Source organism: Nocardia sp. NBC_00403 (assembly GCF_036046055.1).
Taxonomy (GTDB): Bacteria; Actinomycetota; Actinomycetes; order Mycobacteriales; family Mycobacteriaceae; genus Nocardia.
This window is the reverse complement of sequence record NZ_CP107939.1, coordinates 2,094,027-2,113,673: the sequence shown is the minus strand read 5'-3', so window position 1 is coordinate 2,113,673 and position 19,647 is coordinate 2,094,027. Positions and strand designations below refer to the sequence as shown.

The following is a 19,647-nucleotide window of genomic DNA, read 5'->3' as shown; positions in this document are numbered from 1 at the left end:
GCCGGACCCGGGCCGTGCGCGTCATGCGTGCACCGCTTTCCATGTCTCGTGCCGATATTGTCCGACCACGCGAAACATGAAGCAGCTCACCTTACCTATTCACACGAACACGCTCCCCTCCACAGCGCTACCGAAAGCATCGCCGAGGTCAACGGCAATCGTTATCGGAACTACCGTGCCTGAGCTCGCGACGGACACGGTAACCGCTGTCGTAGGGGACCGCTACATTATGGGGGCGAGGACGAAGATTGGTGCCCTACTGCCGGAGCAGATCCGGCAGCGCGAGCACCTCGACGCTATCGCCCGCGATGAGCATCGGTCGGGCAGCACCGTCGTCGAGCACCACAACCCGCAGATCCGCGGGTTCACCGACCTCGACGGCGGCCAGACCGGTGGCGTCGGTGAAAAGGTGAGTGACCCATTCGTCGGCAAGCACTTCGGGCAAATGGAGCTCCGCTGTTCCCGGTGCGACCACCGAGGCGCCCACCGCGCCCGTAGCGATCACTTCCAGCAGCGCGGCCATTGTCTCAGGACGACCGTGCCGGAAAGTACGGGATTCGAAAGTGAGCCCGGCGCCGGCGACCAGCCGTTGCGCCGCAGTCGCCAATTCGTCGTAGGTCAACGTCGCGCCGGTGTCGGGGAGCACGATCGCCGGATCGTCACCCCGCAGCGTCCTTGCTCGATTCGCGTAGGTCACGGGCTTGGACGATTGGAGGTCGATTTCGGCAATCACCGCGGGATCGTCGAGGATGAGCCAGTCGATACCGCCGGTCGGCGCCACCCCACGACGCGTGATATCGCTCGCCGAGCTGATGCCGACCTTCAGCGCGGGCTCGCTCGGCAGCGCCGAGTCCGCCGCTCGCATCGGAACCAGGGCGGCACCCGCCTTCAGCACGGCCCAGATGGTGGTCGCCACGTCGGGGCTGCGGTCGAGTCGCACCGCGACGCCGGTGCCTGGTCCACAGCCGTGACCGATCAATACCCGGGCCAGTCGCGAAGATCCGGCGTCGAGGTCCTGGTAGGACAGTTCGGCTTCGCCGGACACCACCGCGGGCCCGAACGGATCGGATTCCACCGCGACGGCCAGCAATTGGGTCGGCGCGATCCGCGCGGTGGACGCGGAGTTCTCGGTACCCGCGTCCGCGTCCGCGACCGGTGCGGTCGGCACTCGACTGCGCTCCTGCGCATCGAGAATGTCGATGTCACCGACGCACACTTGCGGGTCGGCGACGACGGCGGCAAGTATCCGCTCGAAGCGCCGCCCGAAGGCCTGCACCGTGGCGTGATCGAAAATATCCGTCGCATAGGCGAATACCGCGAGCATCTCGTCGGGCGATCCGTCGCCACGATGGCGTGGCTCGACGATCAGCTGGAGATCGAACTTCGCGGTCACTGTGCCCGCGTCCAGCCCCGTCACCGTCAGTCCCGGCAGTTCCAGCGACGGCGGCTCGGTGTCCTCGAACGACAGCGCCACCTGGAACAGCGGATGGCGCCCTGCCGGGCGCGCAAGCACGGTCTCCTCGACCACCCGCTCGAACGGAATGTCCGCGTTGGCGAATGCCGAAAGATCGGTCTCCCTGACCTGATCGACCAGAGCGGCGAAGTCGATCCCGGACGGCACCGCGGTGCGCAGCGTCAGCGAATTGACGAACATGCCGACCAGATCGTCGAGTGCGCGCTCGGCGCGCCCGGCGAACGGGGTGCCGACCGCGATATCGGAGCTGCCCGACAGCCGGGCCAGGAGCACGGCCAGCGCCGCGTGCACGACCATGAACAGCGTCGAATGCTGTTCCCGCGCAATACGCACGAGTCCTTCGTGCACGGCGGCGGGCACCCGGATCGCGGTCGATGCGCCACGCATGGACGGCGTAGCGGGCCGCGGCCGGTCCACCGGAAGATCCAATGCGCCGGACAATCCGTCGAGCTGCTCGCGCCAGTACGCCAATTGCCGTGCAGCAACGGAGTTCTCATCGTCATCGGCCCCGATGACCTCGCGCTGCCAGATCGCGAAGTCCGCGTACTGCACCTCGAGCGGCTGCCAATCGGGCGAATTGCCGTGGATGCGTGCGAGATAGGCGGTCATCAGATCCCGCGCCAATGGCACCATCGACGTGCCGTCGGCGGTGATGTGGTGCACGACGAGAACCAGCAGATGCACCTCCGCCGACCCCGCGCGGCGCACCGCCGCGGTGACGTTCAGCAGCAGCGCCCGCACCGGAACCTGTTCTGTCACATCGAATCCGGTGGACATCATCGCGGTGAGTCTGGCGACCGGATCGGTGGTGACCTCCACCGCGAGACCACCGGGAAGCACCTGGTCGACCGGCAGGACCTCCTGGTACGCCGCCCCGCCCGGCCCGTCGGTCGGGTAGCAGGTGCGCAGCGACTCGTGTCGTTCGAGCACATCGGCGATGGCATAGCGCAGCGCGTCGACATCCAGTGCGCCGGTCAGCCGGATCGCCATCGGGATGTTGTAGGCGAGCGAGTTCGGATCGACCCGGTTCAGCACCCACATCCGCTGCTGGGCCAGCGACAGCGGAATCCGATCCGGCCGAGCCATACGCACCAGCGGCGACCTGGCTTCGGCGGCTGCCGCGGCGCCGGGCACGATGCGGGCCGCGAGCGTGCCGACGGTGCTCGCCTCGAACAACTCTCGCACCACGATGTTCGCGTGCAGCGCCTCGTTGATCCTGGCGACGGCTCTGGTCGCCAGCAGCGAATTGCCGCCGAGCAGGAAGAAGTCGTCGTCCAGCCCCACCTCGGCGACGCCGAGCAGCCCGGCGAACACCTCGGCGACGGCCTGCTCGATCGGTGAGCCCGGCGCACGGAAGGTGGTGGCACTGATGAATGCCGGCGCGGGCAGCGCCCTTCGATCGAGCTTGCCATTGGGCGTGAGCGGCAGCGTCTCGATGATCTCGAACGCATCGGGCACCATGTAGCCGGTCAGGAATTCGGCCACCTGACTACGCAGTTCGATCGGATCGAGCCGGTAGAGCCGCCCGTCCTCGGCGGCTGCGGGGACGACATAGCCGATGAGCCGATCGCCCGCGTGTTCGTCCGAATGGACGAGCACCGCGGCCCGGCTCACGCCGGGACAGCGCAGCAGCGCGGACTCGATCTCGCCGAGCTCGATGCGGAATCCGCGCAACTGCACCTGCTGATCGCTGCGCCCCGCGTACTCCAGGCTCGCCTCGCCGCCGAAACCGACCCAGCGGCCGACGTCGCCGCTGCGGTACATCCGAGATCCAGGCGCGCCGAACGGATTTGCGACGAAACGCGTCGCCGCCAGTCCCGGCCTGCCGAGATACCCCCGCGACAGCTGACCGCCCGCGACATAGATCTCCCCGGCCACCCCGACCGGGGCGGGATGCAACCGAGTGTCCAGCACGAAGGCGTCCAGGCCGGGAAGGGCACGGCCGATCACACTCGCGGCGTTGTGGACGAGTCGCTCGTCCAGCGACAGGAACGACACGTGCACCGTGGTTTCGGTGATGCCGTACATGTTCACCAGCCACGGCTCGTTCATCGCGTGCCGCTCGTACCAGGGCTGCAGCTGACGCAGATCCAGTGCCTCGCCGCCGAATATCACGTAGCGCAGCGCCAGCCCGCCCGCGGCGGCGGACTGCGCCGCGCGGTCGGCCTCGGCCAGCTGATAGAACGCCGAGGGCGTCTGATTCAGCACCGTGACGCGCTCGCGAATCAGCAACTCGCGCAACTGTTCCGGAGTGCGTGCGGTGAAGTGGTCGACCATCACCACGCTGCCGCCGTTGGCCAGCGCACACCACAACTCCCACACCGAGAAGTCGAAGGCGAAGGAGTGGAACAACGTCCACACATCGGTTTCGTCGAATTCGAGAAGCAGCTGGGTGTTGGCGAACAACTCCAGGACATTGCGGTGCGCGACGCCGACGCCCTTCGGCTCGCCCGTCGAGCCGGAGGTGTAAATGACATAGGCCAGATTGTCCGGGCGCAGCGGCGCGATGCGGTGGGCATCGATGATCCTGCCGTCGGCGAATTCGGACGCTTCCTCCAGCAGCACGACCGGAATATCGCCGGGGGGCACGGCGTCCCGTTCGCTCGCGGTGCTGAGCACGCACACCGGTGCGGCGTCGGCGAGCATGTATTCCAGCCGCTGCACCGGGTAGGCGGTATCGACGGGCAGGTACGCCGCCCCGGTCGTGAGCACCGCGAGCAGGGCGACCGGCAGCTCCTCGGTCCGTGAAACTGCCACGGCGACGAGCGTTTCCGGTCCTGCGCCGCGAGCTATCAAGGCCCGTGCCACCCGGTTGGCGCGACGCTGTAACTCGCCGAAGGTCAGTGTGGTGTCCCCGCAACGCACGGCGGTGGCATCGGGTCGCGCTCGCACCTGGGCGGCGATGAGGTCGACCAGGGTCACCTCGGGCACCCGCACGCCGGGGGTGTTCCATTCGTGCAGCACCAGTGCACGCTCACCGGGTGCGTACACGTCTATATCGCCGACGACGGCGGCGGAATCGGCGGCCACCGCGCCGAGGATCTTGCGGAAGCGGTCGGCGAAGTCGTGCACGGTGGCCGCGTCGAACAGGTCCGTCGCATAGCTGAACAGCGCCGAAATACCTTGTGCGGCACCGTCGGCATCGATGTTCTCGACGACTTCCAGCTGTAGGTCGAACTTTGCCACCGGCAGCGCCATCTCCACGGGTGACACAGCCAGACCGGGAAGTTCCAGCTCCGGCTGCGCCAGGTTCTGGAAGGTCAGCAGCACCTGGAAGAGCGGATGCCGCGCTGTGGAACGGACCGGATCGAGCAATTCGACCAGCCGCTCGAACGGCACGTCGGCGTGACCGAAGGCTTGCACATCGGTCTGTCGCACCGCGCGCAGCAGCTGGTCGAAGGTGCTGTCGGGGTCGATATCGGTGCGCAGCACAAGGGTATTGACGAACATGCCGATCAGATCGTCGAGCGCCGCCGCGCCACGACCGGCGACCGGCGTTCCGATCGCGATGTCCCTGGTGCCCGACAACCGCGCGAGCAGCACCGCGAGCGCAGCGTGCACCACCATGAACAGCGTCGAATTGTGCTGCTGCGCAACGTTGCGCAGCAGCTGATGCACCTCGGCATCGATATCGAAGGCGAAGACCGCGCCATTGTTGGTCGCGACCACGGGACGCGGCCGGTCCACCGGCAATTCCAATTGGCCGGGAAGATCAGCCAATTCGTGCTGCCAGTAGGCGATCTGCCGGGCCGAAAGCGAATTCGCGTCATCCTCGCTGCCCAGAATCGCCCGCTGCCAGATCGCGTAGTCGGGGTACTGCACGGCCAGCGGCTGCCAGTCCGGCCGGCCGGCCCGCGTCCGGGTCACATACGCGGCCATCAGGTCCCTGGTCAGCGGGGCCATCGAGAAACCGTCGCCCGCGATGTGGTGGACAACGCACACCAGCACGTGTTCGGCATCGCTGGTCTGCAACAGCCGCAGCCGCACCGGAGGTTCGGTCGTCACATCGAAGCCATCGATGGTGGCCGCGGTGACGAAGCGGGGCAGATCGATCTCGGCGACCTGCTGCGGCTCGAGCTCGGGAACCGCCCGCACATCCTCGACCGGCAGCACGACCTGGAAGCCTTCGCCGTCGATATCGGGATAGATCGTGCGCAGCGACTCGTGCCGCTCGACCACATCGCGCACCGCAGCGCGCAGCGCGTCGACATCGAGCCGACCCGACAACCGCACTGCAACGGGAATGTTGTCGACCGCGCTCGCCGGGTCGAAGCGGTTCAGGAACCACATCCGCTGCTGCGCGAACGACAGCGGAATCCGATCGGGCCGCGGCAGCGAACCGAGTGCCGGACCGGCGGCAGTACCGGCCAGCCGCTCCACCCGCTCGGCAAGCCCGGCAACGGAAGACGCCTCGAAGAGCAGCTGCATCGGCACTCGCGCGTCCAGTGCGTTGCCGATGCGCGCCACTGCCTGCGCCGCGAGCAACGAGTTTCCGCCGAGCGCGAAGAAGTCGTCATCCACGCCGACCTGGCCACCGGTATCGGTGGCGCCCGCGACCAGCAGCGCCGCGAAGACGTCGGCGACGATCTGTTCGGTCCGGGTGACCGGTGCGCGGAATTGTTCGGTCGCGAACACCGGTTCGGGCAGCGCGGCCCGGTCCAGCTTCCCCGCCGGGGTGAGCGGAATTTCGTCGAGCACCACGATGGCGCTGGGAACCATATAGTCGGGCAACGATTTTCCGGCGAACGCCGCGAGCTCGGCGGTATCGACAACGACGCCGGGATGCGCGAGCACGTAGGCGACAAGCGCCATCGCCGACGGGAGCGTGGTGCCGACGGTCGCGGCGAAATCGATGCCGGGATAGCTGGTCAGCACACTGTCGATCTCACCCAGTTCGACACGGATGCCGCGGATCTTCACCTGGAAGTCGCAGCGGCCGAGATATTCGAAGGCGCCATCGGATTCGCGCCGCCGGACCAGGTCGCCGGTGCGGTAGAGCCTGCTGTCCTCGGCGCCGGTCTCGGCGTCGAAAGGGCTGGCGACGAACCGGTCCGCGGTCGGCGCGGGCTGCCCGAGATAGCCCTGCGCGAGTGCGGCCCCGGAGAGGTACAGCTCGCCGATCACGCCCGCAGGCACCGGGCGCAATCGCGAATCCAGCACGAACGCGCCGACTCCCGGGATGGCTGCGCCGATGGTGACTTCCGCATGCGGCCGCATCGGCGCGGTGGTGGTGACCATGACCGTGGCCTCGGTCGGACCGTAGGCGTTGAACATCGTGCGGTCGCCGGTCGCCCAGCGGCCGACGAGTTCGGGATGGACCCGATCGCCACCCACCACGACGACGCGCAGCTCGTCGAGGCCGGTCGGCTCGACCGACTCCAGTGCGCCCGGTGTGATCAGCAGATGGGTGATCCGCTCGCGGCGGAGGAGATCGGCAAGGTCGGCGCCGCCGAACACCTTCGGCGGCACGATGACGAGTGTGGCGCCCGAGGCGAAGGTGAACAGCATCTCCATCAGCGAGAAGTCGAAGCTCGGTGAGCTCAGCTGCGTGACCCGGGATCGGTCGGTGACCGCATAGCGCTCGCATTGCGCGGTGACCAGTCCGGAAAGCCCGGTGTGAGTGACGACGACGCCCTTGGGCTGTCCGGTCGATCCCGACGTGTAGATGACGTAGGCCGGATGCTTGTCGATGAGCGGCCGGACCCGATCGGTGTAGGAGATCGGATGCTCGGGCCGGGCGGCGAAGCGTTCGGCGACCACCGGATCGTCGAGTTCGATCCAGTACACCGATCGCCCGAGGCCCGCGCGATGCGCCTGCGTGGTGAGTCCGAAAACGACCTGCGAGTCGGACAGGATGTGCGCGATCCGGTCCGCGGGATAGGCCGGATCGACCGGCACATAGGCAGCCCCGGTCTTCGCGACGGCCCAGACCGCGAGCACCGATTCCACCGAGCGGGTGATCGCGATCGCCACCAGGTCCCCCGGGCCTGCACCGCGATCGATCAGCTCACGCGCAAGGCGTGAGGACGCCTCATCCAGCTCGCGGTAGGTGAGCTCACGCTGATCGGCCGGATCACCGGTCGGGTTGAACCGGATCGCCGCCGAATCCGCCGCCGACTCGACCGCTGCGGTCAGCAGCTGCCCGAGAAGCGGCGCCCCCGACCGCCGACGGCGGTTGACACGAACAGAACGTCGAGCAATATCCATTCGAGTTCATTCACCTCTCGCGTCAAGCCGGGCCGCGCGGCCGACACTATCTCCAAAGCCCCACTTCGAGGTCGTTGTACTGGGCGACTGCGACCGCGCAACGAAAGAAGTGTAGGCGTGCGCCGGTGACCGCCTCGAGTGCCAGGTGCATCGGGGGCCCACGGTGTTACGCCCCGGTAAGTTACCCGGCGAGCCGGGCTGACGCGAGTCGTTCGGCGAATGTTCTGACTGGTCAATGGTTCATAATGCCGTGCACCTCGAGCTCGCGGTCAGCACCTCGGCGATCCGGTCGAGCGCGGTGCCGGTCGGGATCGCGTCGGACACTCCCGACTCGATCCCGGCCGGCGTCGAATATTACCTGCTACCAGGTGTTATTCGACAGCGGCAGCACTATCGGGCGAACCCGCCCACACCTGGGCCAGTACCGAGCCGATGCGGGCCAGCGCCGAGCCAGCCGTCATCCGCCAATGCGTTTGCGCCACGTCGAAGTCGCGCACGGTGCCATCGACCGCTTCGACCCATGTCGCGGCGCCTGCGCTACCGGCGGGCGCATCGTGGGCCGCGGTGAAGTAGACGAGGTCACCATGGAAGGGGCGGGCGCGATACTCGTACATGAGGGCTGCCGATCGAATACCCGCATCGACCACTCGGGTAATCCGCTCGGGGCCGAACGAGGCGAACGGTTCCGGCAGTCCTGCCAACTGGTCGGCCAGCCTTGCCACGTCGATGTCCGCATCGAGGCCCAGGTCGACGTCACCGAACAATCCACCGACCAACTCGGCAATCGGTATCGGCTCGGGTGTGGTGTCGGCTTCGACGGCCTCGACATCAATGGCGGTGGCCAAGAAGCTGTCCATCATCGCCAGCAGACCGACCTGCTCGCCCTCGTCCTGCAACTGCACAGCGATGGCGTGCGCGATGACACCACCGAGCGACCAGCCCAACAAGTGGTACGGCCCCTGCGGCTGCACCGAACGGATCTCCTTGATATAGCGCCGCGCCCAATCTTCGATCGAATTCGGCAGTGCTTCGTCGGAGCCGAGCGAGGGTGACTGCAAACCGTAGATCGGCCGCTCCCGATCGACGTGCGCGGCCAGACCAGCGAACGACCAGGACAGACCGCCGACCGGATGAATGCAGAACAGCGGCTCCAGCGATCCCGACTGCCGCAACGGCAGCAACACGTCGAACGCGGAATCATCGGCGACCTGGCCGCCGCGGCGCCGTTCCACCTCGGTGGCCAGCTGCGCCGGAGTAGGCGCGTTGAACACCCACATAACCGGGATACGTTCGCCGAGCTCCGTGCTCAGCAGGCGCACCAGTTTCGTGGCGACCAAAGAGTTTCCGCCACGTTCGAAGAAGTTGTCGTCCAACCCGATTCGATGATCCGCCGCACTACCGTCGGTGCCCTCGGTAAGACCGAGCACCTCGGCGAACGTCCGCGCGACAATCTTCTCGACCGGCGTCGACGGCGCACGGAACGGCCGCGCCGCGAATACCGGTTCCGGCAGCGCACGACGGTCCAGCTTGCCGACCGGCGTCAGCGGAATATCGTCGAGCACGGTAATGGTGGTCGGGACCATGTGCGCGGGCAGCCGCTGCTGTGCGAATGCGGTCAACTCCTCGGCATCGACTTCGGCCGCACCGACCACATGCACATAGGCGGCCAGAATAGTTGTGCCGTTGTCGAGTTCGTGGCCGATGGTGGCCGCGAAGTCGACATTCTCGTGCGCGCCGAGCACCGCATCGATCTCGCCGAGCTCGATACGGAAACCGCGAATCTTCACCTGGAAGTCGTTGCGCCCCATGTATTCCAGCTCACCGTCCGCAGTCCACCGCACCAGGTCGCCGGTGCGGTACATGCGAGAACCACTGGTGTCGAACGGATTGGGAATGAACCGTCCCGCGCTCAGCCCAGGGCGGGCGTGATAGCCGCGCGCCAACTGTGCCCCGGCAATGTAGAGCTCGCCGATCACGCCATCGGGCACCGGCCGTAGCCGCTCGTCGAGGACATACTCGCCGATCTCGCGGATCGGGCCGCCGATCGTCACCAGCGCACCCGGCACCATCGGGGCGCTGATGTTGGTCATGATCGTGGTCTCGGTCGGCCCGTAGCCATTGAAGAACTCGCGGGTGCCCTGCTGCCCGATCGGCAAGACCCAACGCCGGACCAGATCCGGCGGACATGCTTCACCCCCGGCAACCACGACACGCAGGTTGTCGAGGCCGCTCGGATCCACCGATGCAAGGGCTGCCGGGGTGATGAACGCATGCGTGACCTGCTCGCGGCGCAACAGCGCCGCTAGTTCGCCACCGCCGTAGACCGCGGGCGAGACCACCACCATCGTTGCCGCGGCGCCGAGTGCGAGGAGCAGCTCCAGCACCGACGCATCGAAAGCGGGGGACGCGAAATGCAGGGTGCGCGCGGCACTCGTCACCCGGTACCGAACGCGCTGCTCCTCGCAGAAGCCTGCCAGCCCGGCCTGGGTAACCGTTACGCCCTTCGGCGTGCCTGTCGACCCTGATGTGTAGATCACGTAGGCCGGATGCTCGGCGCGCAGCGGCCGCACGCGGTCGTCATCGGTAATCGGTGCGTCCGGATGCCCCGCCCCCGCAGCACCGAATCCCTGCGCGTCGATATCCAGCCATTCGACCTGGTCCGGCAGGTCGTCGCGGACCGAAGCGACGCTGAGCCCGAGCACCGCACCGCAGTCCGACACCGTGTGCGCGATCCGCTCGGCCGGATAATTCGGGTCGACCGGCACGAATCCCGCGCCCGTCTTGGCCACCGCCCACACCGCGAGCACGGACTCCACCGACCTCGGAATTCCTACCACCACAAGATCTTCGGGACCGATCCCGCGGTCGATCAGCGACCATGCGAGCCGGGTCGACCGTTTGTCGAGTTCGGCGTAGGTCAGCTGCGCCGATGTCGTCGTCGCATCGGCGAAGCCGACGGCGGTACCGAGGGGGTTCGCTTGCACCGCAGCCGCCATCAGCTCCGGCAGGGTGGCCGGCCGTGTTCGCTCGGTCCCCACCGGACTCACACCGGCCATCGACTGGTTCGGCCGCACCCGAGTCAGGTATTCGTATTCGGATTCAGCGAGCAGGGACACATCACCGACCGGCGCATCCGGCCGGGCGAGCATCGTGTCCAGCAATCGGACGAATCGCTCCGCGAACACCCGCACCGTGTCCTCGTCGAACAAATCGCGCGCATAGGCGAACGCCGCGTGCACGCCGTCGTCCGACCGGCGGATGTTCAGTGCCAGATCGAGCTGTTCGGTATCGACCCCGGCATCGGTGTCGGTGTCGGTGTCGGTGTCGACCGAGAGCGCCACTTGGAACAGCGGGTGCCGAGCCGCCGAGCGCTCCGGGGTCAGCAGATCGACCAGCTGATCGAACGGAATGTCGGCGTGCGCGAACGCATCCAGTTCCGTGGCGTGCACCTGCGCGAGCAGTTCGGCGAACGTCATCTTGCCACGCACCAGGGTGCGCAGCACCACCGAATTGACGAATGCGCCTGTGGCACTATCTGATTCGGTCACGTATCGACTCGCGACCGGCGCACCGACGGCGATATCGTCGGTGCTCGACATCCGCGCAAGGAACACCGCGAGCGCGGTGTGCACAACGGTGAAGATCGTCGTGTTCCGCTCGCGGGCCATCGCCTGAAGTCCCTGGTACACCGAGTCCTGGACGGCGAACAGCACCTGCCCGACCATGGCCGATCGGACTGCGGGACGGCGCCGATCCGCGGGCAGATTCAGCTCATCCGGCAGCTCGGCCAGCGCGGCGCGCCAGTACTTGGCCTGCGTGATCAAGTCGGTTTGCGCGGCGTCGAGCACCGAGTTCGTCGCCGCGATGCTGCGTTGCGGTGCCGTGATCAATTCGGTGATCAGGATCCGCAATCGTGCCACGATGTCGCGCGCCACCGCGTCGGTCACCGTGTCGCGCCGGTGCATCACCTTCACATGAATCTGGGCGCCCATCTCGACCTGCACGGAGAACGGGTAGTGCGTGAACTCGGCCGACTGCAACCCCGCGACCGCGAGGCCGTCGATACTGCTGCCCGCCTGCTGCAAACCGTCGGCATCGACAGGGTAGGACTGGAAAGCCACCAGTGTGTCGAACAATTCGCCGACACCGACGGTGCGCTGGACATCGGCCAATCCGAGGTAGTGATGATCCAGCAGCGCAACCTGCTCACCCTGCAGCCTGCCCAACAGCTCGTGCACCGTCATCTGCGGATCGAAGCGAACCCGGACCGGGATGGTGTTCACGAACAGTCCGACCATGTCGTCGACACCGTCCAATTGCGGCGGGCGCCCGGAAACCGCGGCGCCGAACACCACATCCTCGCGGTCGGTGATACCAGCGATCACCAGCGCCCATGCGGCCTGTACCACCGTGTTGGCGGTAACCTCGGCCGCGGCGGCGAACGCGGTCAGCTCTGCCGAGGACAGCTCGAAGGTATTGGTACCGAAGCCGGCTGCCGATGCCGGCGGCGCGGGCAGCGCCGGGGCCAGCAGGGTCGGCTCCACCCCGTCCATCGCCGCGCCCCAGGCCCGCACGGTGAGTTCCCGATCCTGCGCTGACAGCCAGGCCAGGTAATCACGATAGGGCCGCACCCGCGGCAGCAGCGACGCATCACCGTGCGTCGCGTAGAAGACCATGAGGTCTTTCATCAGCAGCGGCGTCGACCAGCCATCCAGCAGAATGTGATGCGAAGTCAGCACCAGGTGGGTACGCCCGGTTTCAGTGCGGTACACCGTGAATCGCAACAGCGGTGCTGTCGTCGGCTCGAATCCGAGCCGTCGATCGGCCGCCATCAGCGACACCAGATCAGCATCCGGCACCGCGTCGACAATCCGCCACGGCACCTGTACGCCATCGGCGATCAGTTGCACCTGGGTGCCGTCCGCGGCGGGTACGAAGGCGGCCCGCAGGTTCGCGTGCCGGTCCAGCATCGCCTGCGCCGCACGACGTATCCGATCCAGATCGAGATCGCCGGACAGCTCGACCGCCAACTGGGTGACGTAGGCATCCACCGATCCGGCCAGCAGATCCATCAGGAAAAGCAACCCGGACTGCAGCGGTGACAGCGGCAACACATCAACCAGACCGGGATGCTCCCGCTGCCAGATGTCCAACTCCGCCTGGGAAACTCGCACCAGCGGCACATCCGACGGCGTCAGACCACCGGCCGCCGGATCCGCCACATGCCGAGCCACCGCGGTCAGCGCGGCAAGCCAATCATCGGCCAGCTCGCGCACCGCGGCCTCGTCGATGATCTCACCGGCGTACTGGAACATGACATTCATCAGCGGGCCCGCGTCCGTATCGGCCACAATCGCGTTGATGTCCACCACCGCGGCGGCGGGCATGGCGGGATCCAGTTCCACGCCTAGATCACCCAGATCGCCGGTCGGCAGCCAGCCCGCGTCGGCCAACCCTTCGGGCAGCCCGCCCGTGGAGACCCGCCCCAGGTAGTTGAACCCGATCTGCCCGAGATCGCCGGCCAGCGCAGCGGCGGTATCAGGATTGAGGTGGCGCAGCATGCCGAATCCGATGCCCTTGTCCGGCACCGTGAGCAGCTGCTCCTTCACCGACTTCAGCATGGCCGCCGTGGCCGCCCCGCCGGCGTTGGCCGCATCGATGTCGACACCGGACAGGTCGACCGCCACCGGATAGAGACTGGTGAACCAGCCAATGGTGCGCGTCAGATCCGCACCGGGGACCGCATCCTCCTCGCGGCCGTGTCCTTCCAACCGCACCCGAGTAACCGGGGCGTCGATGCCGCGCCTGGCCCGCCACGAACGCACCGCGAGAGCGAGCGCCGCGAGCAAACCGTCATTGACACCACCCCGATACAGCGCGGGCACCTTGGTCAACACCGCATCGGTGACCTCGACCGGCACCTGGACCGCGAACTGGCGCACCGTCGCATGGGTGTCCACCGCGGGATCGAGGGCACGGATGCCGAGCAGCGGATCCGATGCCGCCAGCAACCCGCGCCAGTAGTCGAGCTCACCGATCCGAGCGGCACCGGCGGCCTCCTCGACCAGACCGTGCGCCCAGCGCCGGAACGACGTGCCGGTGGCGGGCAGCGCGACAGCCTGCCCGGACGCGCGCTGAATCCAGGCCAGCACCAGATCCGGGATCAGAATGCGCCACGACACACCGTCGATCACATCGTGATGAGCCGCGACGATCAGCGCGTCACGTGCGTCCGGCCTGCGCACCCACCCCAAAGCCAGCATCACGCCCGCGGCGGGATCCAGCGCATCGAGCACGGAATCCATAGCGGCGCTGCCGATTCGGTTCAGCTCCGTGTCGTCGACGCCGGCGGGTACCTCGACCTCGCGCACCAGCGCGGCCGCGTCGACAGCGCCGTGGGCCTGCACCTCGAAGCGCCAGCGTCCATCGACCTGCGATACGCGCGAGCGCAGCACGTCGTGATGATCGAGCACCGCGCCGACGGTCGCGACCAAACCCGCGTGGTCGATATCCTCCGGCAGCCCGAGCACCATGGCCTGGGCGAACCGGCCGAACGAACCGGCAGCGAGCGAAGCGGCCACCACCGGCGTCAACGGGACCTCACCGACACCACCACCCGGCAGCTCGGCCAACTCCACCAGGGCGATATCCCCCACGTCCACCGCGACCCGGGCCAGCCGGGCCACCGTCTTCTGCTCGAACACATCCCTTGGGGTGAACACGATCCCGGCCGCCTTGGCCCGCGACACCAATTGGATCGACATAATGCTGTCGCCACCGACCGCGAAGAACGAATCGTCGACACCGACCCGATCCACACCCAGCACCTGGGCGAACAACCCGGCAAGCTGCGACTCCACCACACCGACGGGTTCACGCGACACCGTCACCTTGAACTGCGGCTCCGGCAACGCCTTACGATCCAACTTGCCGATCGGAGTCAACGGAACTTCGTCGAGCACCACGATCGCCGCGGGCACCATGTACGGCGCGAGACTGCGCGCGGCGAACTCGGTGAGGCGTGCCGGATCGACCACGTGACCTGGCGCCGCCAGCACATACGACACCAAAATCTGTGCGCCCGCTGCGGTCTCGCGGCCGATTGTGACCACGTATTCGACATCGTCATGGCTGCCGAGCACCGCATCGATCTCACCGAGCTCGATGCGAAAACCGCGGATCTTCACCTGGAAGTCGGTGCGCCCCAGATACTCCAGTGTCCAACCGACCGGACCGTTCGGCTCGGGCACCCGGCGCACCAGATCACCGGTCCGGTACATCCTGGCACCCGGCTCGCCCCACGGATTGGCGATGAAACGCTCCGAAGTCAGCTCCGCGCGATTGTTGTAGCCGCGGGCCAATCCGGCGCCGGCCAGATACAACTCGCCGACCACACCCGGCGGGACCGGATTGAGCCTGCCGTCCAGCACCAGCGCCGAGGTCCCCGGCACCGGCGGCCCGATGGTCACCGGCCGCCCGGCGACCAGATCACCATAGGAGCAGGTGATGGTGGATTCGGTCGGACCATAGGCGTTGAGATACCTGCGGCCCGGCTGCCACTTGTCGACCAGCTCCGTTGTCGTGACATCTCCACCGACATCGACGACAACCAGGTCGTCCATCCCGGTCGGATCCAAGGTGCCGAGCACCGCCGGGGTGATGATCGTGTGTGTCGCGCGCTCGACACGGATCAGTTCACTCAGGTCGGGTCCGCCGATAATGGTCGACGGTACGATCACCAAGGTCGCGCCGGTGGCGAAGGCACACATCCATTCCAGCACCGAAGGGTCGGCAATGGTGGTGCGCACGTGCAACATTCGATGCTGCGGCCCGAACTGGTGCAGTTCGATCGCGTAGTCGAGCAAGCTGCTCAGGCCGGTATGGGTGACCACGACACCCTTGGGGCGCCCCGTCGAGCCGGACGTGTAGATCACGTAGGCGGGATGCCGAATGTGCAACGGCGCCAACCGATCGGCATCGGTGACCGCAGCCGCGGACTGCGCCGCGCACAACTGCTCGACCTCCGGATCGTCGAGAACCAGCCACTCCACGTCGTCGGGCAGTTCGTCGACATATTCGGCGAAGGTGACGCCGAGCACCGCCTTGGAATCGGTGACCATGTATCGCACCCGATCCCGCGGGTTCGTCGGGTCGACCGGCACCCACGCGCCACCGGCTTTCGCCACCGCCATCATGGCCGCGACTGTCTCGTAGGAGCGGGGGCAGCACAGCACAACCAGCTGGTCCGGACCGACACCACGATCGATCAGCACCCGCGCCAATCGCGAAGTGTGTTCGTCCAATTCGCCGTAACTGATCGACCGTCCTCGATACCGCACCGCAATGCGGTCGGCGCCCGATCGCACACCGCGGGTCAAGATATCCGGCAACAGGTCCGCACCCGTGACATCGACCGGATGCACCCGGGTGAGCATCTCGTACTCGTCTTGGGCCAGCACCGGCAGATCGCCCACCGGCGCGTCGGGATTACCGGTGACCGCCGCGAGCACCCTGGTGAATCGCTCGACGAAACCGGCGACGGTGGCGGCGTCGAACAGATCCTCGGCGAACGACAGCGAGGCCGCCATGCCGCCATCCCTGCCCGTCGTTGCCTGAATGGTCAGCGACAGATCGAATTTCGCGGTCTCGACCTCGAAGTCCACCGCACCGATCCGCAACCCGGGGAGCTCGAAATCGGCATCGGGCAGGTTCTGGAACGACAGCATCACCTGGAACAGCGGCTGCCGCGCCGAGGAGCGCTCCGGGCTCAGCACATCGACCAGCCGCTCGAACGGCAGATCGGCATGCGCGAAGGCCTGTAGGTCGGCTTCCCTCGTCCGAGCAAGCAACTCGAGGAAACTCAGCTGCCCCGCCACCTCGGTGCGCAGCACAAGGGTGTTGACGAACATGCCGATCACGTCGTCGAGCTCGGCCTCACCACGACCGGCCACCGGAGTACCGATGGCGATATCGTCCGCACCCGACAATCGCGCGAGCAGCACCGCAAGCGCGGCGTGCACCACCATGAACAGGGTGACGTTGTGTTCTTTCGCCAGCCGGACCAACGCCGCGTGCCGCTCGGCATCGATCACGAAATCGATGCGGCCACCGGCAAAGGACTGCACCGCGGGACGCGGCCGGTCCGACGGCAGGTTCAGTTCGTCCGCCAACCCGGCCAACGCCTGCGTCCAGTACGACAACTGCTGTCCGGCAAGTGATTCCGGATCGGATTCGGAACCGAGCACAGCCCGCTGCCACAGTGCGAAATCCGCGTACTGCACCGGCAGGGGAGCCCATGCTGGTGCATCGCCGCCACTGCGTGCCGCATACGCCAGCATCAAGTCACGGGTCAACGGTCCTATCGACCAGCCGTCGGCACTGATGTGATGCGCGACGAGGACCAGCACATATTCGGCGGCGGTGTCGACACCATCGACCCGAAACAGCTTGGCGCGCAACGGGACCTCGGTGGTCACATCGAAGCCCGCGGCCACCAGACCGCCGATCTGTTCCCGCAACGCGGCGGCATCGACCAGTTCCGGGGAGACGTCCGGCACCGCCTGCCCGGGCGGCAGCACCGATTGGTACGCGATGCCATCGTGTGCCGGGTAGACCGTGCGCAGCACCTCGTGACGGGCCACGACATCCGCGACGGCCAGCTGCAGCGAGGCGAGGTCCAGATCACCGGACAGTCGCACGGCAACCGGGATGTTGTATGCCGCGGACGCGGTATCGAATTGGTTCAGGAACCACATCCGCTGCTGCGCGAGCGACAGTGGAATTCGCTCCGGCCGCGGACCGGCTACCAGTGCGACGCGGCCGCCGGAACCCGCATGCTCCGCCAGCGTGGCGGCCACCCCTGCGACGGTCGGCGTCTCGAACAGCCAGCGCGCTCGAACGCGAGTATCCAGGGCCGCGCCCAAGCGGGCCGTCAGCTGCGTGGCGATCAGTGAGTTACCGCCGAGTGCGAAGAAATCGTCATCGGCGCCGACCGCTGCATCGGTACCGAGGAGTTCGGCGAAAGTGTCGGCAACCAATGTCTCGATCACCCCCGACGGGGCGCGGAAAGCCCTGGTGCGCAACTGCGGTGTCGGCAGTGCCCCCCGATCCAGCTTGCCGACGGGCGTCAGCGGAATCTCGTCGAGCACCATGATGGTGGTCGGCACCATATGCGCGGGCAGGCTGCGCTCGGCCAGCGCCGTCAGCTCCGCCGGATCCACCGGCAAACCGTTGGCGGCGTGCACATACGACACGAGGATCGTGCCGGCGTTCTCCAGTTGGTGCCCGACGGTCACGGCGAAATCGACGGTCTCGTGTTCGGCGAGGACCGCGTCGATCTCGCCGAGCTCGATCCGGAAGCCGCGGATCTTCACCTGGAAATCGTTGCGCCCGAGATACTCCAGCTCCTGATCCGCGGTCCAGCGGACCAGGTCACCGGTGCGATAGAGCCGAGAGCCGGGCGGGCCGAACGGATCGGCCACAAACCGGCTTGCCGTCAGCCCCGGCCGATCGTGATATCCACGGGCCAGCTGCGCCCCGGAGACATAGAGTTCGCCGACCACTCGGTCCGGTACCGGCGTCAGCTGCGCATCCAACGCGTATTCGGTGATCGCACGAATCGGGCCGCCGATCGTCACCGGCACGCCCGGCGTCATCGGGGCGCTGATATTGACCATGATGGTGGTCTCGGTGGGCCCGTAACCATTGCAGAACTCGCGGGTTCCCGCGGATATCGGTAATACCCAGCGCCGCACCAGCTCTGGTGGGCAGGCCTCACCACCGGCAACCACAACCCGCAGCTCATCGAGTCCCTCGGGTGGCAGCGAAGCAAGGACGGACGGGGTGATGAACCCGTGCGTCACTCGCTCCCGACGCAAAAGCTCGGCCAGCTCGTCACCGCCGTAGACGGTCGGCGACACCACGACCATCGTCGCGGCCCCACCGAGCGCCAGCAACAATTCCAGCACCGACGCATCGAAGGAAGGCGACGCGAAGTGCAGGGTCCGCGATGCGGTAGTCACCCGATAGCGCTCACGCTGCTCATCGCAGAAACTCGACAGCCCCGCCTGCGTGACGACCACGCCCTTCGGCGCGCCCGTCGATCCGGACGTATAAATCACGTAGGCGGGGTGCGCAGCACGCAGTGGCCGTGCCCGGTCGGCATTGGTGACCGGATCGGCCGGGTACTCCCCCAGCAGCTGTACCAGCTCGGCGGTGTCGATTTCCAGCCACTCGATCCGGTCGGGTAGGTCGGCACTCACCGAAGCAACGGTCAAACCCAGGACGGCACCGGAATCCGAGACCATATGCGCGACACGATCGGCAGGATAGTTCGGGTCGACGGGAACAAATCCGGCGCCACACTTGGCGATCGCCCAGACCGCGACCACCGACTCCACCGACCGCGGAATACCCACGGCGACCAAGTCCTCCGGCCCGACGCCGTGGTCGATCAGGAGTCTGGCCAGCCGGTTGGATCGATCGTCGAGTTCCGCATAGCTCAGCTGTGCGAGCGTCGTGGTGGCGTCGGCGTGAACGAGCGCGACGCCACCGGGGTTCGACTCCACCGCAGTCGCCATGAGCTGCGGCAACGTGGTGACTCGGGCTCCGCGGGTTCGGGTGGGACGGACGCGAGTGGGGCGGCTCATGCTTGCGCTACCAATCGATCACAGCAACGCTGGGACACCAGCCAATTCCCGAACACATCGAACATCGCAGAACATCCCAACCGCTTGTCAACGCAAGAACACATGGCAGGGGCGTGCCCCACCACAGCAGATACCGATTGCGGACGTGGGTTCGTTACTGGCTCCCCGACGTCGAGTAGCTGGTCGAGCAAGACGGGCGCGACCGACCCCGGCACAGCTACCGCCGCGACCGTCGACCCCGCATCGAGCACGACTGTCTCAGCAAGGTCATATCCATCGCGTCGAGGGTCGTGCGATCGGCAAGCAGGTGGGTGACCC

Annotated in this window: 1 protein-coding gene and 1 pseudogene; both read right to left on the bottom strand. The window is 67.0% G+C overall.

The window, feature by feature from the left end:
- Positions 1 to 256 precede the first annotated feature (256 nt).
- On the bottom strand, positions 257 to 7,681 hold the full coding sequence (locus OHQ90_RS09250; protein ID WP_328409116.1) for a non-ribosomal peptide synthetase: 7,425 nt from the start codon (positions 7,679 to 7,681) through the stop codon (positions 257 to 259).
- A 371-nt stretch (positions 7,682 to 8,052) separates the two neighbouring features.
- Positions 8,053 to 19,275 (bottom strand): annotated as a pseudogene (locus OHQ90_RS09245) (amino acid adenylation domain-containing protein); the annotation flags it as partial.
- Positions 19,276 to 19,647 lie beyond the last annotated feature (372 nt).